Below are 22791 nucleotides of genomic sequence, written 5' to 3'. Positions count from 1 at the left end.
TTTCATATGAAGCCAATTTTTGTTCGTGGTATTTCAAACCAATTCCGTCTGACACTGGCAATTATTTTGTCGGTGATTATGCTCGTGGCTAATCATCGCCTCGATCCTGCGAGGCAATCCCTGTCCTCCGTCTTTAGTCCATTACAGTATTTAGCCAGCGTGCCCGGTGCGGCGCTTGACTGGTCATCTGAAAGTTTTGCCACCCGCAATATGCTGGCGTTGCAAAATAAAGAGCTGCTCAGGCAACAACTGCTGATGAGTGAACGCTTACAGCGTTTCGAACACTTACGCCAAGAAAATGAGCGTTTGCGTGCACTGTTAGGCTCACCCGCCTATCTGGATTCGCGCAAGATGGTGGCCGAAGTGCTAGAGGTCGCCAGCGATCCTTTCCATCATTACGTGGTGCTGAATCATGGTTCCCGTAGCGGTGTATTTGTCGGTCAGCCAGTGGTGGATGCACAAGGTGTTGTCGGCCAAGTGGTGCAGGTCAGTGAAATGACCAGCCGGGTATTATTGCTCTCCGACGTATCACACGGTTTGCCTGTGCGTATTACCCGTAATGATGTGCGCCTTGTCGCCAATGGTACGGGTGAGCTTGATGAGATAGAACTGCGCCATGTGGCCAAGAGTACTGACATTCGTGTCGGCGATTTATTGGTGACTTCAGGCTTAGGCAATCGTTTCCCCGAAGGTTATCCCGTTGCGCGAGTTATGGAGGTTTTGACTGAAGATGGCCAAAGTTACGCTCGAGTCACGGCCCAACCGCTAGCTGCTTTAGATCGTATTCGTTATGTGTTGTTGATTTGGCCGTCTCCCGATTCGGGTGTGACCTTGCCTAATCAGCCCACAGTCCCTGCTGCGGATCATTCGCTTATCGAAAACTCATCAAAAATCGGCAGTGCGAGTCCAGCCGAAGGCACATCTGCAGACACGACTAAGCCTGTGACTACACCCGCAGCCACTGTGGCCAAACCGGCAACGGAAACCACTCCTCCAGCGACTGAGGTGCACCAATGAGTTTTCAAGCCGCCAATGGGCGCTTCATTGTTTGGGTGACATTATTTATCGGCGTAATCAGCCAGATCATGCCTTTGCCGAGTGTGGTCGATGCTTGGCGTCCCGACTGGTTGTTGATGATTGTGCTCTACTGGTCTATCGCATTACCCCATAGATACAACATCTTAACCGCTTGGATCTTAGGCTTAGTGTTAGATATTTTATTGGGTGCCACCTTAGGTGTGCGCTCTTTAGCGATGTCTTTGGTAATTTATGTCGCCATCTTGCATTGCCAGCGATTGCGAAATTTCCCTAAGTGGCAACAGTCGTTGGTGATCATGCTGCTTATTTGTATGTATCACTTAGTGATTTACTGGGTAGAATTTGTCATGCAAGAGGCGGTGTTCGATACGGATCTATTCTTACCTGCGATTTCAGGATTGGTGATCTGGCCTTGGATATTTTGGATTCTACGTCGGGTTCGACGTCATTATAAGGTTCGTTAACTGTGGATTTAGTTTTAGCTTCAACTTCGCCACGTCGCAAAGAATTATTGGCGCACATTGGACTCGGTCGTCCTGAGTTTTGTTTCACGCAAGTGGCGCCGGATATCGATGAAACCGTGCAGCAAGGTGAAGCGCCAAGGGATTATGTACGCCGTTTAGCCGCCGAAAAAGCCCATGCTGGACTGGCATTATGCGCAGATATGTCACAGCCTGCTGTATTAGGTTCTGATACTATCGTTGTGCTTGAAAACCAAATATTAGGCAAACCGCTGGATGTGGCCGATGCTAAGCGAACGCTCAGTGAATTATCTGGCAGAACACATACCGTAATGACCGCTGTGGCGCTGACTTACCAAGCGGATGCAGATTTAAGCTTCAAAACCTCAGTGCGCTTAGTCGAAACACAAGTGCGTTTTTGCGCTTTATCGGCCGCCGATATTGACGCTTATGTCGCTTCACAAGAGCCAATGGATAAAGCCGGCAGTTACGGTATCCAAGGACTTGGCGGTTGCTTTGTGGCAGCGATTGAAGGCAGTTATTCTGGCGTCGTGGGTTTACCTTTGGTTGAAACACGTGAGTTGTTAGCCGAGGTTGGGCTGATTTAACGCCTTGTTACTGGTATTGCGGCTTGAGGTTAGAATGAACCTTGTGGAGGTTTTAGGCTCTTAATCGAGTATCTCCATGAAGTTACCCTTAGCCTTGATCCTTTATTCGGTTTTCATGCTTAGATAGTGGGTAACTTCTAGTTTATAAATTCTAGTTTGTAAATTCTAGTTTGTAGCTTCGATTAATTAATCTAGTTTCCCGAATGGGGTGAGTCGTGAATACCAGTCGCTTAAATCCAAATAAAATACAGCGCAAGATGGGTTCAGAATTACTGATCAACGTAACCCCCTCTGAGGCGCGCGTTGCCTTAGTTGAGCATGGCGTGCTGCAAGAAGTACACATTGAACGCCGGATGAAACGGGGCTTAGTTGGCAATATTTACAAAGGTAAAATCAGCCGTGTGTTGCCCGGTATGCAAGCCGCCTTTGTCGATATTGGCTTAGATAAAGCCGCGTTTCTACATGCTTCCGACATAGTGCCGCACACTGAATGCGTTGCCGATGTTGAGAAAGGGCATTTCGTTGTCCGTGATATCGCCGAGTTAGTCCGTCAAGGACAAGATATTATGGTGCAAGTGGTTAAAGATCCGCTGGGCACTAAGGGCGCGCGCCTGACAACCGACATCACGCTGCCTTCCCGCTATTTAGTTTTTATGCCTGGCTCAAGCCACATTGGCGTTTCCCAGCGTATCGAGCTTGAAGAAGAGCGCAGTCGCCTTAAACAAATCACTTTGCCCTATGTCGATGATGACGGTGGTTTTATTATCCGCACCGCCGCCGAAGGCGTGGGTGAAGACGAATTATCCCAAGATGCGGCGTTTTTAAGGCGAGTTTGGTCAAAGGTGAGCGAGCGACGTAAGCGCAGCGGTGTGTCGCTCTTATATCAAGATTTAGCCTTACCAGTGCGGATTGTGCGTGACTTTGTCGGTACTGAACTTGACCGTATTCAAGTCGATTCTCGCCGCACCTTTGCCGAGTTGCAGTCCTTTGCCCAAGAGTTTATGCCTGAAATTGCCGAGAAGATTGAGCATTATTCAGGGCCTGCGCCTATTTTCGATCTCTACGATGTGGAGAACGAAATCCAACGTGCGCTTGGCCGTAAGGTTGAACTCAAGTCTGGCGGTTATTTGATTATCGATCAGACCGAAGCCATGACGACTGTGGATATCAATACTGGCGCCTTTGTTGGGCACAGAAATCTTGAAGAAACCATCTTTAATACCAATCTCGAAGCGACCCAAGCGATAGCCAGACAATTACGCCTGCGTAATCTCGGCGGCATCATAATTATCGATTTTATCGACATGATGACGGCGGATCATAAGGCTCGGGTGCTCAGCAGCCTAACCAGTGCCTTGTCTAAGGACAGAGTGAAAACCAATGTAAGTGGTTTTTCTGGCTTAGGTTTAGTTGAAATGACCCGCAAACGAACTCGTGAGAGCTTAGAGCACGTGGTTTGCGGCGAATGTCCCGCTTGCCATGGCACGGGCAGCATGAAGACGGTGGAGACGGTTTCTTATGAGGTATTTCGCGAAATCATCCGCTTAAACCGCGCCTATGATGCCGATGAATTCCTGTTGTACTGTTCGCCTGCCGTGTATCAAAGCTTACATACTGATGAAAATCATCTGATTGCTGAGCTTGAGGTTTACATAGGTAAGCGTATCCGTTTGCAAAATGAGCCTATGTACTCACAGAACAAATACGATGTGGTGATGATGTAGTGGCGGCACCTTTTACTGCAAAAAAACTAAGTCGTTTTTGTTGGCAATTTATCGCGCTAATCTTAGTGCTATTTGCGCTTGCAGTGAGTTTGATCCGTGGCTTATTGCCACAGGTTGATGGGGTGCGCCAGCAACTGGTTGATTACGTAAAAAGCGAATATAAGGTTGATGTGCAAGTGGGGGAATTATCCGCCCACTGGCAAGCGTTTGGTCCGGCAATTAACATAGATAATCTAGTTATCCCGCCGCAGGAGCAGCTGCCTGTTACCCTGATTATCAAGAATGTACAAGTGAAGTTAGATTTTTGGCAATCGCTGCTGACCTTCACGCCGCGTATCGAAGATGTCAATTTTGATGGTGTCCATATCGCGTTAAATATGGACAAGCTGACCGAAAATAATCCCGCCGCAACCAATAAAGCGCCGCAAGTTGATTGGCTCTATGCATTATTGCTCAAGCAACTCGACAGATTTTCGTTAACCCATGCCACAGTGCAGTTGCTGAGTTTGCGCCAAGAGTTTCGCCCGATCCATATTCGCCAGCTAAATTGGCGCAATAACGGCGAGCGTCACCGCGGTGCAGGAGAACTGTACCTTGATGATAATGCCTCTGAGCATGAGTCTCTGGGATTGCAGTTAGATCTCAATGGCGATGGCGCGAATCCCGACAGCTTAACGGGGCAGATTTATCTGGCGGCTAACTCATTAGACTTAGGTGAGTGGGCATCGCGTCAGCCTAATCCCTATGATGCGAGCAAAAAACTACCCTTAGAAGGGGTCGTTAATCTTAAGGCTTGGCTTACGTTTGCCGATCGCAGCATCAGTTCTGCCATGGTGCATTTTGAGCCGAGCTGGTTGCAATGGACCTTAAAGGAAGTGCCACAACGATTTGAAATCCAAGCGGGTGATATCGTTTGGCAGCCAAAGGACTCAGGCTGGGAAGTACAGAGCTCAGGGCTCGACTTTGTCACTAACGGTGAGCATTGGCCGCAGTTAACGCTGGCGGCTAAGCGTCAACATGACGAATTCTTTGCCTATGTGAATCAAGTTAACACTCAAAACCTGTTACCCTTGTTACCGCTATTTCCCGGAGTCGATAAAGCCGTATTGCATCAATGGCATGCTTTATCGCCTGAAGCCAGTATTGGGCCCATTCGACTGTATCAAAAGGCCGATCAGCCTTTGCTCGCTACTTCTGAGGTGAAACAGTTACATTGGCAGAAGGTCGACGGTATCCCCAATACCCATCCTTTGGATCTGAACTTACATTGGCAAGACAAGACGCTGTATTTCTCTTTGCCTGCACAAGTTTATACCGTGGATTTTGGAGATGAATTTTCGGCGCCACTCGTCTTTAACGGTGCGGCAATTGATGGTCAGTTCAATACTGCAGAGTTGAGTTTAAATCTGCCGCAGTTGCAGCTTGAGAACGATGACATAGGCTTAGATGCCGCGCTGAATTTGGATTTCAGTGCTGCGGCGCATATGGCGCTGGCCGCTAATGTTCATATCAATAATGTCGCCAATGCCGACAAGTATTTCCCCAATAAGGCGATGGGCGAATCGCTGGCTGAATATTTGGATACAGGGCTTAAAGCGGGTCAGACTCAAGATGCACAGGTCGTTTGGCGTGGTCCGTTAAGCGGTTTCCCTTTCGATGACAATAGCGGCGTGTTTCAAGCGGCATTTACTTTAACGGATGCCCAATTCCAGTTTCAACCCGATTGGCCTGCAGTCACAGACTTATCCCTTAATGCTTTGTTTGAAAATGCTCGTATGGATCTTTGGCTCAACCAAGGCAAGCTGATGAACGTGGATGCCACGGGTGCCCATGTATTTATTCCCGCGATTGGCGAGCACACTCTGCTAAGGATTGAAGCTGAACTTGCCACCCAAGGCAGCGCGGCGACTAAGGTGTTGCAAGCCTCGCCTTTGGCGGGGTCAGTGGGTAAAACCTTAGATGTCGTGCAAGTACAAGGCGCTGTGACTGGCAATTTGGATATCAGTATTCCGCTGTATGACGGAGGCGCAGAAGATATTCGTGGTCAAATTAGTTTTGATAACACGCCGGTGTATATTGCCCAGCCCGGACTGCAGCTCAATGGCGTAACGGGTATCGTCGACTTTGCAAATGAGGTGGTGACAGGTAAAGGGATTAAAGCGCGTTTGTTCGAACAGCCGCTCAACTTAACCTTTGATACTCAGCCTAAAGGCAAAGATTTTAGCCTTAATCTTTCACTCAAAAGTCGTTGGGATCTGAATCGTCTCCCCGAAGCATTGCATAATCCTTTGAGTGATTTCTATCAGGGTAAAATCAGTTGGGACGGCGCTATGACTATGCTGTTTACTGAAAAAGGTTATCAAATTCAAGCCAAAGTAACTTCGGATATGGTTGGCACTCAACTGTCATTCCCGGGATATTTTGCCAAACCCGAAGATGAGCCGCGGCCTTTAGTCGCTGAGTTTATTGGCGATCAAAATGATGCGACCTTAGATGTCAAACTGGCGAGTCATGCCGAGTTTATCGGTGGGTTTGATGCTGAAAAAGGTGCTAATTTCAGTTATTTTGATTTGTTATTGGGGCGTTTATTCGATGAGGATGAAGCCCGAAATACTGAGAAAGGTCATATTCAAATTGACCTTGGTAAGGCGAAACTAGCCGACTGGTTACCTGTGATTAATGCCTTTGTTGGCCAAGAGAAATTACCTAAAACCGGCATCCTCGTCGACGATATCGCCCATGACAGTTTATTCCCTGCGGTGGCGAGTATCGATTCCCATATTGGCCGCCTCGACCTTTTAGGACAACAGCTGACCGAGCTTAGGCTCAATGCGAAACCCAATGAAACGGGCTGGCGTTTTAATACCGTTGCCAACGAATTTGACGGCTGGGTCGATTTCTATCCCAACTGGCGAACCCAAGGCCTCAAAGTTGTGGCGAGCAAATTCTATTTTTCACCCGAGGTTAAGTCGGATACCGATGCTGATTTTGCCAGCGATCAAGTGCTCACTAACCTGCCGCCCGTGGCCGTGAATGTGGAAGATTTTCGTTTCTTCGATAAGCCTTTTGGCAAGCTAGTCTTGCAGGCGGGCCCACAAGCGGCAGGCTATAAAATCCAAACCCTGTCGCTAACTACGCCTAATGTGACCTTGCAGGGCAGTGGTATTTGGCAGCAACAGGCAGGGCAGAATGAAACTGATTTGAGTGTCGAATTGAACGCCACTCAGTTTAATTACCTCTCGGCCCAATTGGGCATAGATCCCGGCGTCAATGAAGCGCCATTAAAGGTTAACGCGGATTTGTCTTGGCAAGGTGCGCCTTATGCTTTCTCCCTCGAAACCTTAAATGGCAAGGTGAAGTTCGACTTAGGCAAAGGGCATTTATCTCAGGTGAGTGATAAGGGCGCGCGCATTTTCTCCCTGTTCAGCTTAGATTCTCTAGTACGCAAACTGTCGCTGGATTTCACCGATGTCTTCGGTCAGGGCATGTATTTCAACTCCTTCAATGGCAATCTGCAAATTGATAACGGCGTGGTGAAAACCACTGATACCGAAATGGATGCGATTGCGGGCAATATGAAGGTCCGTGGCTATACGGATCTCACCACTGAAAGTTTGAATTACGATATCCGCTTTGTGCCGCAATTGGCCTCGAGTGTGCCGACTGTGGTATTGCTCAGTACCAGTGCGTGGACACTCGGTCTGGGCGCATTTGCGCTGACAAAAGTGCTTGAGCCTGTGATTGAAGTAATTTCAGAAATTCGTTTTCGGGTGACCGGCACTATGGCTGAACCTGTGGTTGAAGAGCTGGAGCGTAAGAGTAAAGAAATTGAAATTCCTGAGGCCATTTTACCTGTTGTTGGAGTTGAGCGCCCAGCGGCGCCGACCGAAGCCGCGAGTCATAATACCGATATCACTCAGCCGGTAGAGACGAAATCTGAGCCACAGCTTCAAGAAGCACAATCAGAAGCGCTCAAGCTACAAGACCTTAAGCCTGAAGAGGCCAGAACTGAAGAATCAAAGTCAGAAGAGCCCAAGCCAGCCACAGATCAAATTAAAGCGCCCGATTTAAAGTTAGTGCAACCTCAAGCGACGCCTTCGCCTGAAGCGCCGAACACGCCTGCCACACCAGAGAATCAGCCAGCAGTAGAACCGATTAAGCAAATTCAGGGAGATCAGAATGCACATCAGCCTGTTGCAATGTCAGAGCAGTCGCGACGTCAGCGCCAATCTGCTGTTTATCGAATCGCAGCTTAACGAACTCAAACGGGATGCCGATGCGCCCCATTTAGTCGTGTTGCCCGAATGCAGTTTACTGTTTGGTGGCCACGAAAGTCAGCAACTCGCCTATGCGGGTGATGCTCATCAGAGCCCGCTCAAGTCGGCCTTAAGTGCACTGGCAGCCAAATTTCAGGTCTTTATGGTGGCAGGCACTATTCCGGCGCTGGCTGAGGATGGCCGCGTGTATAGCCGCAGTTATCTGTTTGATGATAAAGGTGATACTTTAGGGCACTACGATAAGCTGCATCTTTTTGATGTGGATGTTGCCGATGGTACAAAACAATATCGTGAGAGCGAAACCTTCTGCCCCGGTGATCACATTAGCGTTATCGATACACCTTTTGGCAAAATTGGCCTAGCCATCTGTTATGATTTACGCTTTCCCGACTTATTTAGGGCGATGCGTCTTGCGGGTGCCGAGATCATTACCTTGCCGTCGGCCTTCACTAAAGTTACCGGTGAAGCCCATTGGCAAGTATTGCTACAGGCCAGAGCGATTGAAACCCAATGCGTTATTCTCGCTGCCGCTCAGTGGGGACAGCATAACGAAGGCAGTCGTGAAACTTGGGGGCAGAGCATGATAGTCGGTCCTTGGGGCAATATTTTGGCTGAACGTAAAACGGGTACGGGTTGGGTGCAGGCTGAGGTCGATTTAACCGAACTGCACAGTATTCGCCGTAAAATGCCCGTGATGCAGCATAATCGTTTCCTTGAGCCAAGCTTGAAATAACCGCCCGCACTGGCGAGCGGCAATACCGAATTAGACAGCGATTTACGTACAGAATTAGTACAGCGAATTTACACTCAGAATATCAAGATCCCTTGGGGTCAAAGAGAGCATAGATGCCATTTTTAGCACAAGTAGAGCAAAGTTTATTGAAGAATGGGTTAGCGTTAGAGGGGCTGCAAACCTATCTAAACACCATACATCAGCACAAAATCGATTATTCCGATCTCTATTTTCAAGGTAGTCGCCACGAGTCTTGGGTGCTGGAAGACGGCATCATTAAAGACGGTAGTTTCCATATCGAACGCGGTGTGGGCGTGCGTGCGATCAGCGGTGAAAAAACCGGTTTCGCCTATGCCGATGATATTACGCCTGCAGCCCTAAGCGCTGCCGCTCAGGCCGCCCGCGGCATTGCCAGTGCCGGTGAGCAAACTCAGGTTCAAGCCTTTAAACGTCAAAAAGCCTTGGCATTATACGACAGTTTAGATCCGATTGCGGCGATGGAAGAAGTCAAAAAAATCAATTTGCTGAAAGAAGCCGATGCTTTTATTCGCAGTTTAGATAGCCGCATTATTCAAGTGGTTGTTAGCCTTGCGGGCGTGCACGAAGAAATCCTTATCGCTGCCAGCGATGGCACTTTAGCGGCCGATATTCGTCCTTTAGTGCGCTTTAACTGCAGCGTTATCTTAGAAGAAAATGGTAAACGTGAACGTGGCGGCGCCGGTGGCGGTGGTCGTCATGACTACGGCGTATTGATGGCAAGCGATGACACTGGTTTACCTATGTGCTTTGCCTTTGCCCGTGAAGCCGTGCGTCAAGCGCAGGTCAATCTAAATGCCATCGATGCACCAGCGGGTGAAATGCCAGTGGTGTTAGGTAATGGCTGGCCCGGTGTATTGCTCCACGAAGCGGTTGGACATGGTTTGGAAGGCGACTTTAACCGTAAGGGCAGCAGTGCCTTTAGCGGCAAGGTTGGTCAGCAAGTTGCGTCTAAGTTAGTGACTGTGGTCGACGATGGCACCTTGCCTAATCGTCGTGGTTCACTGAGTATCGACGATGAAGGTGTACAAACCCAAAGAACCGTATTGATTGAAGACGGTATTTTAAAGGGTTACATCCAAGACAAACTCAATGCTCGTTTGATGGGTGTTGCGCCAACGGGTAACGGTCGCCGCGAATCTTACGCGCATTTACCTATGCCACGTATGACTAACACCTATATGACGGCGGGTGAGTCGGATCCAAGTGAGATCATCAAGTCAGTGAAGAAGGGCATTTACGCCCCGAACTTTGGCGGTGGCCAAGTGGATATCACTTCGGGTAAGTTTGTGTTTTCCGCATCCGAAGCCTATTTGATTGAAAATGGTGAAGTTACACAAGCCATTAAAGGCGCCACTTTAATCGGTAACGGCCCTGAGGCAATGAGCCAGATTTCTATGGTCGGTAACGATATGGCTTTAGATCAAGGTGTTGGCGTTTGCGGTAAAGACGGTCAAAGTGTCCCCGTAGGCGTAGGCCAACCCACCTTGAAGTTAGATCGTTTAACTGTGGGTGGTACAGCGTAAGATCTAGAATCTAGAGCCTAAGCTTTACGCCACACTTAAGGAGGCGAGTTCTAGCCGCTGTCTGCTATGAATGTTATCATTCGCAAAGGAAATTAGAGTAACTACTCTAGAGGTGTTAATGAAACTATCACGTGTGGCTTGGCTGTGTTTACTGCCCTTGCCTTGTTTATTGCCTTTGGCTGGTTATGCCCAGCCCACGAGCTTCACCGACGCTTGGCAACAAGTGCTGAAGGTGAGCGATAAGTTGCAAGCGCAATCCCAGGAAGTGAATCGCGCTAAAGGTGAAGAGGAGGCGGGCGAGAGCTTAAATCTGCCCTCCTTGAGCCTTAATGGCAGTTATACCCACCTCGAAAAACCGATTGAACTCGATCTTCGGGATCTCAATCCCTTAGCCTCCCTTGATCCCGCCACTTTGCCACCCGCCCTTGGCGGAGCACTGGCGAGCATTCCGGGATCAATGTTTGTCACACCTTTTACCGAGCAAGATATCTTCCGCGCGAGCTTGCAAGCCATGTGGCCGATTTACACGGGCGGGCAGATCACCGCAGCCCAAGGTATACACGCGGCTATGGTGGCCGAGAAGCAACAAGAATTACAGCTGGCCACCCGGGATTTATTTACCCAATTGGTCGACAGATACTATGCCGTCGATGTCACGCTGGCGCTGGTGAACACCCAAACCGATCTCGTTGGATCTTTAACTAAGCATGTTGATCATGCGCTCGCGTTAGAGCGAGAAGGCCAAATCGCTAAGGTTGAACGCCTCAATGCGCAGGTCGCGTTAGACAATGCCAAAGTCAATTTAGGTAGCGCTCGCCGTCAACATGAAATGGCGGTTATTGCCCTGTCGCGCATGTTGCAGCAAAGCGATGTCGGCACTGAGTCGCCTCTATTTGTCTTGCCGCATGCGCCGTCTTTAGGTCAGCTAACCCAAGTGACGCTGAGCCAACATCCAGCGCTCAAATTGCTCGAAGCCAAGGAAGCGCAGGCCAATGGCTTGGTGTCATTAGAACAGGGTAAGTATCACCCCACGGTTTTCCTCTTTGGTAATTACACTCTTTACGAAGATGACAGCCTGTTTTCTCAGGTAGAGCCCGATTGGATGGTCGGCGTCGGCGTTAAAGTGCCTATTCTCAGCCGCGATGGCCGCAGTGGTAAGGTCGAAGCGGCGAAAAGTGCACTCTTACAAGCTCGTTATACCAAGGCACAAACTAAACAAGACTTGAGCCTGCTGGTGGATCAAAGCTATCGCCAATTATTACAGGCCGAGGAAGAAGTGACGGCGCTCGATACTTCGCTCGAACTCGCCAGCGAAAACCTGCGCCTGCGGGAAATCGCTTTTAATCAAGGGCTTTCAACTTCTATCGACAGAGTCGATGCCGAGCTGAAACTCAGCGCAGTCAAGACTCAGCAACTGGCCGCCCGTTATCGTTATGTGCAAGCCTATGCCAGATTAATGGCCATCAGTGGTCAATTAGATGAATTTATCGGTCGTACCATAGCTCGAAACTCAGCCCGAACCTCTGCTCAAACCACAGCCCCTACCCAAGTGCAGGAGACAAACAATGCGCGCTAACAGAATACTTGCCCTTGTGGCGTTGGTCGCATTAGGTCTTATCTTAGCCTATGGCCTCAAGCTGGCTTACAGTCCGCAGCCGAGTCTGTTGCAGGGCCAGATTGAAGCCCGCGAATACAATGTCTCCTCTAAGGTGCCAGGTCGCGTTGAGCAAGTGCTGGTACGCCGTGGTGACAGTGTGGCCGAAGGGGATTTACTGTTCGCTATCCACAGCCCTGAGCTGGATGCTAAGTTGATGCAGGCCGAAGGTGGCCGTGATGCCGCTAAAGCGATGCAGCTTGAAGCCAACAACGGCGCCCGCAGCCAAGAAGTGATGGCGGCCAAAGAGCAATGGCTCAAGGCACAGGCAGCGGCAACGCTGGCGAAAACCACTTATACCCGCGTTGAAAACCTCTTCAATGAAGGTGTGGCCGCGAGACAAAAACGCGATGAAGCCTTTACCCAATGGCAAGCGGCGAAATACACAGAGCAAGCGGCGTTAGCCATGTATCAAATGGCACAGGAAGGCGCGCGGGTCGAAACCAAAGCCGCTGCCGCCGGGAACGCCCGTATGGCCGAAGGTGCGGTAAAAGAAGTTAACGCCATTATGCAAGATAGCCAAATGCGTGCGCCTAAGTCGGGTGAAATCAGCGACGTGCTATTGCAGGCCGGTGAATTAGCGCCGAGCGGTTTTCCGATTGTGAGCCTGATTGACATGCAGGATTCATGGGCCGTGTTCCAAGTGCGCGAAGATCAACTTAAGCGCTTCAAGCAAGGCCAAAAAGTTCAGCTGAATATTCCAGCACTCGGGCAGGATGTGGACTTTACTGTGTCCCATATCAGCGTGATGGGCGATTTTGCTACTTGGCGTTCGACCGAAAGCGGCCACGATTTTGATATGCGCACTTTCGAGATGGAATTGCGTCCAAGCCAGCCGATTGCCGATCTGCGTGTCGGTATGTCTGTGTTGCTGCGCAGTGAGTAAAAGCCGTGACTGAACGCACGCCCAACGCCAATACGGTCGACAAAACTAAGGATGAATCACAGCCATCGAGCAGAAGCTTTATGGCCTTGCTCATCGCGTTAGTTCGCCGTGAGCTCAATGCGCTGTGGCGCGACCCTTGGCAGCTGGCGCTGATCAGTTATATTCCGCTTATCGGGATGTTATGCCTCTGGTGGCTATTCAGTGCGGGGTTGCCAAGGCAATTACCGGTGGCGATTGTTGATCAAGACCACAGTCAATTAAGCCGCATGCTGACACGTCAATTGAAGGCTAATCCTGTGACAGAGCCACAAAACTTCACCGATTTAGCCGCGGCTGTGTCGGCGATGCAGCAGGCGAAAGTCTACGCTATCGTGGTCTTTCCCTATGATATGAAAAAAGATTTGCTCACTGGCCACAAGCCCACCATAGATGTGCGCTACAACAGCCAATTTTTGCTGGTGGGCAAGTTACTCTCAAGCCAAATTCAGCTGAGTCTGGGTGACGGTTTATTGCACGTCGCAGGTTTAAAACAGCTCGCCAACGGCACGCCTAAATCCCAAGTGGCAGTCAATTTAAGCCCAGTCAAAAGCCAAACAACGGCGCTGTTTAACCGAAATAACAACTACATAGGCTTCTTAGTGCCACCAGTGCTGATTGCGCTGTGGCAGTTGTTATCTATGTTAGTGATGGCCAACAGCTTAAATCGAGAGCTGCATCTCGCGCCCACGAACCAGAACAATGGCATAGCAAATACCTTAACCGAACATTTTTGGCCTAAGGTGCTGGCGAAATTGGTGTTGTTTACGCCGATATTGATGCTGCAGGGCAGCTTTATTTTAGCTTGGCTGTATTTGTATCTCGCGTTGCCTATGGCGGGCAGTTTAGCCCTATTGCTGGTGGCACAATTGGTGATGTTACTGGCGGTCTGGAGTCTGGTGTTATTCATCTTTGTCGTGATGCGTGACAGTGCGCGGGTCATCAGTTTCTGCACTGCCTTATTTGCGCCCGCGTTTGCCTTTATGGGCATCACTTTCCCCACCCATGAGATGCCGCAATTGGCGCAGTGGTGGCGACAGATCATGCCGTCGAGCCACTATATTGAGTCCCATGTGAGCGTCGTCAGTTATGGTGCTACTTGGCCGAGCGTGGCGGGTCAACTCAGCAGTTATTGGGGCTTTATTTGTTTGCTGCCTTTGATCTATTTGCTATCGCGTCAATTATTGCCGAGCACGGTTAGCGCGAATAATGTGGTGGCAGTAGTTGACTCGGACGTAGCTCTGCCTGCGAAGGGGCAATAGGATGAATATGTGGCGACTGATATTAACTGAACTTAAGGCCATTATTAGCGATAAAGCGATCGCAGTGACCTTGTTTGGTGGCGTGCTGTTTTATTCGATTTTGTATCCTTTACCCTATTTAAACCAAGTGCCTACTGAGCAACAGCTGATCGTGGTGGACTTAGATCATTCGTCCTTAAGCCGCCAGTTGATCCGCCACGCCGACGCCAGTGCAAAAATCCAAGTCATAGGCCAAGTAGGTTCGATTACCGAGGCGAAGCGTTTTATTGAGACACGCAAGGCCTACGGCTTACTGGTGATCCCAGAAGGTTTCCGCCGCGACTTAATGCTGGGTAAGGGAGTGACGTTAAGTTATGGCGGTGATGCCAGTTATTTCCTGATTTATTCCGCGGTTGTCGAAGGCTTAGTGAGCGCCGGTATGGACGCGGGCAAGCAAGTGCAATTGATTGGCATGTTGGCCCAAGGCACAAATCCTAAACAGGCCGAGCAGAACCTGAACTCGATGCACTTAAATAGCGTGCCGGCCTTTAACCCAAGCCTAGGTTATACGCCCTATGTAGTGCCTGGACTGTTTTTGCTGATCTTGCATCAAACCTTGCTCATAGGCACAGGTATTTTAGGGGCAGGGCAATGGCGCCAGAAAGGTTATTGGCAGCAGGTCTCGCCCGTACAACTTTTATGTGGGCGAATACTCGCCTTCATGTTGATTTATCTCTTCTTTACCAGCTTTTACGTCGGCTATTGTTATCACTGGTATCACGTCAGCATTCAGGCGAGTCTGGGTGTTGTCGCGTTATGGTTGTTACCTTTTTTATTGGCTACCGCTGCTGCTGGGGTCGCCATGAGCACCTTGTTTACCCGTCGCGATTTACCGACCCAAGTATTGTTGTTGATTTCAATGCCAATCCTATTCGTGTCGGGTTTTGTCTGGCCGATAGCGCTCATCCCCGAACCGTTAGTATTAGGTTCGCAGTTTATCCCCGCCGTACCCGCGATTATGGGGATGTTAGAACTCAATCAAATGGGCGTAAGTTGGGCGAGTGTGATGCCCAAGTGGCTACAACTCTGGGGCTTATTTGCGGTTTTTTTCGGCTTAGCTATCTTAGGTATTAAGCGCAGAGTGAGATTGTTGGCTGAAGCTAATCAGCTTTGATGGACTCGCGGGACAGAGCATCTCGCGAGTATTTACTGGGCTTGAACTTTACAGGGGCTGTTTAGGTACTTCTGGAATTAATCTTTAGAAGTAAAGACTTTCTACAATTTTACCATCGACGAGCATATCGCACTTATCGCCTGAGCTCGACTTAGTCGCTTGAATGACGCCAGCAATCGCGCCAAATGCGCCACCTTGGCTGCTGAGCACTGAGCCGAAATAGCATTGGCTAGAAATCTTGAAATCCTTGTATTTGCCGCTCAAATTTTGGGTCGGAGTATAAGGAGGGAAAGTGCCTTTCATAACAGAGTCGCCATTTACTGAGAGTGAAATGTTTTTGCGTTCTGTATCAAAACTGCCACCAAAAACTAGGTTAATACCATCGATTTCAACGGTTTTTTCTTGAGCGATAATAGGTGGTTTTGCGGCGCAGGCGGCGAGAAAACAGCTGCCAATGGCCAGAGAGATTAAAGTAATTTTACGCATGTCATCTTCCTTTTGATGCGATAAAACAAATGAAGCAGTCGCTTCGCAAATTAAACGGCCCCTGTTTAGTTTTGCCGAACGATTATATCTATATCTGCTTCATTTCCAATAACAAATTTAATACAAATGAAAAATTATCCTGTCTTGAGCTTATCCCTGCTTATTCCGTTAAGTTAACTCTCATCGCGCAGATAGCCAGCAAAGTGCCCTTGTTGGGTTGTCTTCTTATTGGTTTTGGGGGAGAATGCGCGCCGAAAAAATGGCCGAGGTACTCAGTATCTCGGTTAATTTATTTAGAGAGTATGCGTTTTAAAACAATTGAGGCCGGTAAACATCCGGAAATGATATGAGGTTCGGCTGAACCTATTTTAATGAGGACAAATCAATGGGGCTGTTGTGCGCCGAATTTTCGGTCATTGCCGTAAATCAAGTTGTTGAGTTAGCCATTAAGCCTAAAGTGCTGATGGTGAGTCACATGCCAAAACCAATTGCAGATGCATGGTTAGCTGTTCAACCCTGTGCAATGGGGGCGTGATCATGAGTCAACACAAACCGGGTTTGAAGCAGACCCTCAATTTATGGCAAGTGGTAGTGATGGGGCTCGCCTATCTCACGCCTATGGCTGTTTTTGACACCTTTGGTATTGTTTCCGAGATTACCTCTGGCCATGTGGCTACGTCTTATCTATTCGCGCTGGCGGGAATTTTGTTTACCGCGTTCAGTTATGGCCACTTAGTGCGTAAATATCCCTACGCGGGATCAGCCTACACCTACGCCCAGAAAACCTTTAGTCCGAATGTCGGCTTTATGGTGGGCTGGTCGTCACTGCTTGATTATATGTTTATGCCAATGATCAACATGTTGTTGGCAAAAATCTATTTAACCGCCATGTTCCCCACTGTCGAACCTTGGATCTTCATTTTCGCACTCGTGACCATAATGACCCTGCTCAATCTTAAAGGGATTGATTTGGTGGCTAACTTTAATGGGGTGATAGTGTTTGTGCAGATCGCCATTATTCTCGTGTTTATAGCATTAATGGCCTATAGCATTTCCCTTGGTGAAGGCGAAGGTGCGATTGCGAGCGTACGACCTTTTTATACCGATAATATGGCGATTGTGCCGTTATTTACTGGCGCCACTATTTTGTGTTTTTCCTTCCTCGGCTTCGACGGTTTGAGCTCGCTGACCGAAGAAACGAAGGATGCGCAGCGTGTTATTCCTCGCGCTATCGTGTTGACTGCCTTGATTGGTGGGGTGATTTTTGTCGGCGTGTCTTATTTCCTTCAGCTTTATTTCCCCGATATTTCCCGCTTCCAGCAGCTTGATGCGGTATTGCCCGAAATCGCACTCTACGTTGGAGGAAACCTATTTCAGTCCATCGTATTAGTGGCGACTACAGTGGCGGTGTTGGCATCCGGCATGGCTGCACACGCTGGCGTTGCACGGATTTTGTATGTGATGGGGCGAGATAACATGCTGCCACGTAAAGGGTTTGCTTATATCCACCCTAAGTGGCGTACCCCTGCATTTAATGTCTTATTGGTGGGAGCGCTGGCGCTGTCTGCGGTATCATTTGATTTGGAAATGGCCTTAGCCTTAGTGAATTTTGGCGCTTTAGTGGCGTTCACCTTCGTGAACTTAGCCGTCATAGTGCAGTTTTATGTGAGGGAGCGACGTAATCAATCCTTTAAAGATCACCTGCAATACTTAGTCTTGCCCCTGTGTGGCGCTGGCACTATTGGCGTGCTTTGGGCGAACTTAGAGCCACAGTCATTAGAATTGGGATTAATTTGGGCTGCCGCGGGAGCTTTATATTTGGCCCTGCGTAGCATACGTTTACGCCGAGCAGTAGAGTTACAAAATTAGTTGCTGCATAGGATCATAGCGTTGCAGCTATTGTTAATAACTGACAAGGGTTTGATTGAGGCAGCATAGCCTTCTAATCAAACGTCCAATTGAAAAGACCCGCATTCGCGGGTCTTTTCAGTTTGCTTAATCGAGTTTTAAAGCGATGGCACTGTGAAACCTAAGTTGTCAGTGACCACATTTTTAGGGGTTGTGACTTTCAGCGATACACTAGCATTGGCCGATGCCGTAAATTTCAGCGGCGAACCTAGACTGCCTTTAGCATAAACAGTATTGGGCACTTCGAAGGTTTTAGGCGCTCCAGCACAATCGACGCAAAGCTCGATACTTGTCTGAGCAGGCATGATTTGATTCGCGCTGTCGTGGACAAATACTACAAACTCAGAACTCGCACCAACGGCGACAGGTTTGATGTCATTCACACTCGGCAATAACACACCGTCTTGCATCACACTGAGATAAGCCTGTGAGCCTGACATGCTCATTACTAAGGCTTTGCGGATATAGGTTTTATTGGCTTGGCCTTTGCCGCAGAGTGCGCTTTCGCATTGTGGACCGTTAAATTTACCATCGGCAAAACTATATTCTTTTGCTTGGGTATTCCAAAATGGTTCGGCTGAATTCCGAATGCCATCTTCATTGTCATCCCTAAACGCATCACCTAGATCACTGAAACCACTAGGCAAATAGGCTTCGATGTCCATGCCATTACCTGTGCATTTTTTCGGGACGCCTGAATTCGTTAAACAAGCCAAGTCGGTCACAGGCATGCCATTGATGTCTTTACTGATATCGGCATCATCGAAGATGTTATTGCCATTGGTATCGAAGAAGGTTTCGTGACCTAAGGCATAAGCGAGAATCGTGATGCGGTGATCGGGTACGCGTGCTGATTGTGATGTCCAAACGACGCTACAAGTGCCATTTTTAGTTAAACATGGAGAGGTTATGCCACCACCTTCTGTGGTGAAGTTGACCGCGGTATCATCGGGCGCTGGATTACCGAAACTATCTGAGGCTCGAATAGTGATAGTGGCAGTTTCACCATTAAAGTCACCTGCTTCTGGATTGAATACTGTCGTTGATAGGCTAAACCCAAGCTGTTGCGGTAGACCAGTATTTACAGTTAATTGTTCAGATTGGCTAGTGATGACTTCTTTAGTATCAGTATCAACGGCGGTAGCGACCACACGCACAGGTGTGGGGACAGTGCCGGATAATACGCGCACACTGGCGATACCTTGGGAGTTAGTCAGGCTTTGCGCATTCGCAGTGCCATTAGCAAAACTTAAACCACCAACCACAGTGTCTAAGGTAAAGCTGACTTCTTGCTGCGCTGCGGGTTGGCCATTAGCGCTGGTGACTTTGAAGCTGACTAAAGAGGATTCGCTTGCACCTGTGCCGCCCGCACCTTTGATGCGAATTTGTGCTGGCTCTGCTGACTCAAAACTTAAGCTGGCAAGGGTTTGGCGTTGTAGAGTAAATGGGAAATTTGCCGTTAGCGTCTGATTACCTGCTACTGTCGTGGCGATGATTTGGTCGCTACGTTCACTGTTGCCACTGCAACTGGTGTCTTGGAAGGTTGAGCTCGCATTACCCGATAAGGTCGTCACTGGGGTATCGAGTGTCGCACTATTGCTGTTGGTGCAATCTGAGCTAAAGCTGATGGAAGAGGGGGTTTGCACTCGGGTAATAGTACCGTCATTGGCCTCTAAGACTAAACTTGCGGTCACCCCAAAGCTGCCACCTGCGCTGATCTTATATGCGCCATTGGCATCGGCCGTTAAGGTACTCGCCAGTTTACCTTCAGTAAAGACAGCGCCATTGAATGAGCCGAGTTTCAGCGTACCTTCTTGATTGACCGCATCTTTACTCAAGACTTCATACAGACTGCTGGTTTGCAGCGATTGACCTTGGTAGTCCACTGTGACCGTGAGGGAGTTTGCCCCTAATTCAGTTGCACTTGGCGTATAAGGCACCTGGGCAATACCTTGATTGTCGGTTAATGCACTTGCAGGATTCAGCGCTGCAGAGCCGGCGCTGAACGTCACTTTCGCGCCTTCGATGCCGTTGCTTTCGCTATCGAGCAATATGGCTTGCAGTTGTACCGACTCATCGACTTTGAAGCGAGTCACTAAGGCTGAGCTATTTAAAATACTGGCGCTGAGTTTAGGTGCTGCAGGAGAAGTACCATCGCTAACACCTAAAAACTCAAACTTGCGCGTAGCTGTTAGCGCCGTTGTGGAATCTTTTGGAGTTGTCGTTGCAGTAATTGTCCCTGCATTGACAAGTAAATCAGGATTACTAACGATAATAATGGCTTCACCGTTATTGTCTGTTAGTTTGCTATTAGGTGTTAATACACCAAGGTCTGTCGTAAAGTCGACTTTCTGCTTGCTCACTGTAGCTGAGCCTTTCTTTAACTTCGCGACTGCGCAAAAACCTGTGTCTTTAGGGAAACTTTGGAGTGAAGTAACACTGCCGCATTCAGAACCCGATAAGGTCTTAAAGTCGATAGACAGTTTATAAATACCGTCAGTGGCATCTGTGCCACCGTTATCTTCGTCCGCAGGGCCGTTACAGGCCCCGAGTCCAAATAGTCCAATAAAAAGCAAAGCTAGGCTACATAACGTTTTGCTAAGTCGCATAAGCAACATCCTTGTGGGGCTGAAGTTAATTAGTCTTGGATTTCGCTGCGTAGATATTTAAACAGCTCTTTAGATGATTTTGATTCTGGACCTTTGGCCAGTTCTTTGGTCGCTTGACGCACCAAAGTACGCAGTTTTTGTCTGTCTAATTGCGGATAATGCTCAACTAAGGTTTGAATTTCAGCATCACCTTGGGTGAGTAAGCGTTCACGCATTTTTTCGAACATCTGCAACTTCGCAGTTTCGTTGTTGTTTTTATTCAACACGATAGCGAGTGAAGCCTTAATAGGCTCGATATCAAAATTACGCATCAATTTGCCGATATACTGCATGTGGCGACGATACGCCTCAGTATTAACCTTGATTTTGCGTGTTTGCAGGATAGCGTCGTACAAAAACTCATCCAGCTCGATTTTATCTAGCTGAGTTTTGCTCAGTGAAACAAGCTCCATACCGACTTTTTGCACGGCTTCGCTATCACGCTTGTCCGTTGTTTTACTGCTGACATAATCTTCATCTATGTCGTAGGGCTGTTTAAAATGTTCTGAATCACCAACAATCTTCATATCGATAAAACCTCAAGTAAATAACTGGCTAATAATAACATCTCCAGCCAAAAATCGCCTAGGTGAATGTGTTGAAACAAAGACCAGAGCCCCTTTTGCGCCTTAGCCTAGTGTTGGACCGCGACTCAGTGTCACGCTAATAATTAATGTGAATGGGATTTGTGTTTGTTATGCTAGCGCCATTGCCGATAACGAAAGAGTAGCTTTGTGTCTTTGAACAGAATCGATAGTGAATTGGGTGCGCTGAAAGATGCGGTTGCCGTGGCACTCGAATATGCCAATAAATTAGGAACGAACGCGGCCGAAGTGGCGATCAGTAAGCAACAGGGCCTGTCGGTTTCAACCCGCTTAAAAGAGGTTGAAACCGTTGAATTTAATAAAGATGGTGCCCTAGGGATTACGGTTTATCGCGATGGTTGTAAGGGCAGTTCATCGACGTCGGATTTAAGTCCAGAAGCCATCGCCCTCGCGGTAAAAGCGGCCGACGATATCGCCCGTTATACTTCGCCCGATCCTTTTAGTGGCCTTGCCGATAAAGCCTTAATGGCGACGCAAATTCGCGATCTTCAGCTGTATTATCCACAAGATATTTCCCCCGATGAGCTCGCTCAGCTTGCGATCCGCGCCGAAACCGCGGCGCTCGATGCCGATCCGCGGATCAATAACTCCGATGGCGCGAGTGCTAATGCCCACACGTCGGTCAAAGTGTATGGCAATAGCCATGGCTTCTTGAACGGGTATTGCAGCTCACGTTATAGCTTAAGTTGCAGCGTGATCGGCGAAGACAGTGATGGCAATATGCAACGGGATTACGATTACACTATCGCCCGTAAATTCAGCGAGATGCTTGCACCTGAAACGGTCGGTTTAAAAACCGCAGAGAAGACAGTAAGCCGCCTCGGTGCGCGCAAGATCGCGACGACGCGTTTACCCATTTTATTAGCGCCAGATATCGCCACAGGGTTAATCGGCCACTTTATCGGTGCGATCAGCGGTGGCAGTTTATACCGTAAATCCAGTTTCTTATTGGATTCGATTAACACCCAAATCTTCCCCGATTGGTTCAATATTGAAGAACAGCCGCATTTACTGGGCGCACTGGCGAGCGCGAACTACGACAGCGAAGGCGTGTCGACCCAAGATAGACGCATTATCGACCGCGGCATGTTAGAAACCTATTTGCTGACCAGCTACTCGGCGCGCAAGTTAGGCTTAACCAACACGGGTCACGCGGGTGGTATTTATAACTGGACGCTCGGCCACACAGGCCAAACCTTCGACGAATTGGTAAAAGACATGGGCACAGGTTTGATTGTGACCGAAGTTATGGGCCAAGGCGTGAACATGGTAACGGGCGATTATTCCCGAGGTGCGGCGGGTTTCTACGTTGAAAACGGTGAGATCCAATATCCAGTGGAAGAGATCACTATCGCGGGTAACTTAAAAGAGATGTTCCGTGGCGTGCAGGCCGTGAGTAAGGATTTTGATATGCGCTCATCGATTCGTACCGGCGGTATCTTGTTATCTGAAATGAAGATTGCGGGTAACTAGGGTCTGTTGATCTTTGCTGTACAAATGTTGTTCAGCAATACATCGGCAGCCACATTAACATAAACGCCAGTGACACCATACTGGCGTAATTTCTTGCTAGCTTGTCATATCTTGTTGATATTGCTCGATAGTGTTTAATTCTTCCAAAAGCATTCTCCACTAAATGTCGATACCGATATAAGCACCAATCGACTCTTTCTTGAGGTGTATTCTTATAGCGGCGCCTTGGAATAACAGATTTCCCGCCTTTATTTGCGATAAGTTCACGAAAAGCATC

General features: G+C 48.6%; 18 protein-coding genes. 14 read left to right on the top strand and 4 right to left on the bottom strand.

Going from position 1 to position 22791, the window contains the following annotated elements; translation table 11 throughout:
• The first annotated feature begins 6 nt into the window (after positions 1–6).
• From mreC to Q4Q46_RS14070, 11 genes are all read left to right on the top strand, one after another.
• Entirely contained in the window at positions 7–1017 is a 1011-nt protein-coding gene (gene mreC / locus Q4Q46_RS14120; protein WP_259523769.1) for a rod shape-determining protein MreC, read from the top strand.
• Positions 1014–1502 (top strand): rod shape-determining protein MreD, encoded by a 489-nt coding sequence (mreD, locus tag Q4Q46_RS14115; RefSeq protein ID WP_259214039.1) that lies wholly within the window; start codon positions 1014–1016, stop codon positions 1500–1502. The genes mreC and mreD overlap by 4 nt, the downstream gene beginning before the upstream one ends.
• A 2-nt stretch (positions 1503–1504) precedes the next feature.
• Positions 1505–2107 (top strand): Maf family protein, encoded by a 603-nt coding sequence (locus tag Q4Q46_RS14110; protein ID WP_115335620.1) that lies wholly within the window; start codon positions 1505–1507, stop codon positions 2105–2107.
• A 257-nt stretch (positions 2108–2364) separates the two neighbouring features.
• Complete coding sequence (gene rng, locus Q4Q46_RS14105; RefSeq protein ID WP_311906324.1) at positions 2365–3831, top strand: ribonuclease G; 1467 nt, start codon at positions 2365–2367, stop codon at positions 3829–3831.
• A complete protein-coding gene (locus Q4Q46_RS14100) occupies positions 3831–8087 on the top strand; it encodes a YhdP family protein (RefSeq protein WP_311906268.1) in 4257 nt (1418 codons plus the stop codon). Before rng ends, Q4Q46_RS14100 begins: the two co-directional genes overlap by 1 nt.
• Positions 8011–8841 carry a carbon-nitrogen hydrolase family protein gene (locus tag Q4Q46_RS14095; protein WP_268650170.1) on the top strand — a complete coding sequence of 277 codons (831 nt, stop codon included), beginning with the start codon at positions 8011–8013 and terminating at the stop codon, positions 8839–8841. Before Q4Q46_RS14100 ends, Q4Q46_RS14095 begins: the two co-directional genes overlap by 77 nt.
• A gap of 113 nt (positions 8842–8954) precedes the next feature.
• Positions 8955–10403 carry a metalloprotease TldD gene (tldD, locus tag Q4Q46_RS14090; RefSeq protein ID WP_311906267.1) on the top strand — a complete coding sequence of 483 codons (1449 nt, stop codon included), beginning with the start codon at positions 8955–8957 and terminating at the stop codon, positions 10401–10403.
• A 118-nt stretch (positions 10404–10521) separates the two neighbouring features.
• The gene (locus Q4Q46_RS14085; protein WP_311906266.1) at positions 10522–11979 is read left to right on the top strand and encodes a TolC family protein; all 1458 of its coding nucleotides are present in this window, start codon (positions 10522–10524) and stop codon (positions 11977–11979) included.
• Positions 11969–12943, top strand: coding sequence for an HlyD family secretion protein (locus tag Q4Q46_RS14080; RefSeq protein ID WP_311906265.1), 975 nt, complete (start codon positions 11969–11971; stop codon positions 12941–12943). Before Q4Q46_RS14085 ends, Q4Q46_RS14080 begins: the two co-directional genes overlap by 11 nt.
• Positions 12944–13023: 80 nt before the next feature.
• Positions 13024–14241, top strand: a complete 1218-nt coding sequence (locus tag Q4Q46_RS14075; protein ID WP_311906323.1) for an ABC transporter permease — start codon at positions 13024–13026, stop codon at positions 14239–14241.
• A gap of 1 nt (position 14242) precedes the next feature.
• On the top strand, positions 14243–15394 hold the full coding sequence (locus tag Q4Q46_RS14070) for an ABC transporter permease (RefSeq protein WP_311906264.1): 1152 nt from the start codon (positions 14243–14245) through the stop codon (positions 15392–15394).
• Between the two features lie 84 nt (positions 15395–15478).
• On the opposite strand, the gene Q4Q46_RS14065 is transcribed toward Q4Q46_RS14070, so the two are convergent.
• Positions 15479–15880 carry a hypothetical protein gene (locus tag Q4Q46_RS14065; RefSeq protein ID WP_220776333.1) on the bottom strand — a complete coding sequence of 134 codons (402 nt, stop codon included), beginning with the start codon at positions 15878–15880 and terminating at the stop codon, positions 15479–15481.
• Between the two features lie 385 nt (positions 15881–16265).
• On the opposite strand from Q4Q46_RS14065, the gene Q4Q46_RS14060 reads away from it, so the two are divergent.
• Complete coding sequence (locus Q4Q46_RS14060; RefSeq protein WP_259560319.1) at positions 16266–16415, top strand: hypothetical protein; 150 nt, start codon at positions 16266–16268, stop codon at positions 16413–16415.
• Between the two features lie 2 nt (positions 16416–16417).
• Positions 16418–17749 carry an APC family permease gene (locus Q4Q46_RS14055; protein ID WP_311890618.1) on the top strand — a complete coding sequence of 444 codons (1332 nt, stop codon included), beginning with the start codon at positions 16418–16420 and terminating at the stop codon, positions 17747–17749.
• A 137-nt stretch (positions 17750–17886) separates the two neighbouring features.
• Here Q4Q46_RS14055 and Q4Q46_RS14050 read toward each other — a convergent pair whose 3' ends face one another.
• Positions 17887–20397, bottom strand: a complete 2511-nt coding sequence (locus Q4Q46_RS14050) for an Ig-like domain-containing protein (RefSeq protein WP_261272914.1) — start codon at positions 20395–20397, stop codon at positions 17887–17889.
• 29 nt (positions 20398–20426) lie between these two features.
• Entirely contained in the window at positions 20427–20963 is a 537-nt protein-coding gene (gene yjgA / locus Q4Q46_RS14045; RefSeq protein ID WP_006087030.1) for a ribosome biogenesis factor YjgA, read from the bottom strand.
• 207 nt (positions 20964–21170) lie between these two features.
• On the opposite strand from yjgA, the gene pmbA reads away from it, so the two are divergent.
• Positions 21171–22514, top strand: coding sequence for a metalloprotease PmbA (gene pmbA, locus Q4Q46_RS14040; protein ID WP_311906263.1), 1344 nt, complete (start codon positions 21171–21173; stop codon positions 22512–22514).
• A gap of 31 nt (positions 22515–22545) precedes the next feature.
• Here pmbA and Q4Q46_RS14035 read toward each other — a convergent pair.
• Positions 22546–22791, bottom strand: a 246-nt coding sequence (locus Q4Q46_RS14035; RefSeq protein WP_311906262.1) for a transposase, incomplete at its 5' end; no start/stop codon positions are given.

This window comes from Shewanella vaxholmensis (genome assembly GCF_031932135.1).
Classification (GTDB): domain Bacteria; phylum Pseudomonadota; class Gammaproteobacteria; order Enterobacterales; family Shewanellaceae; genus Shewanella; species Shewanella hafniensis.
Note: the sequence above shows the minus strand (reverse complement) of the source record. Positions and strands in the feature narration are given on the sequence as shown.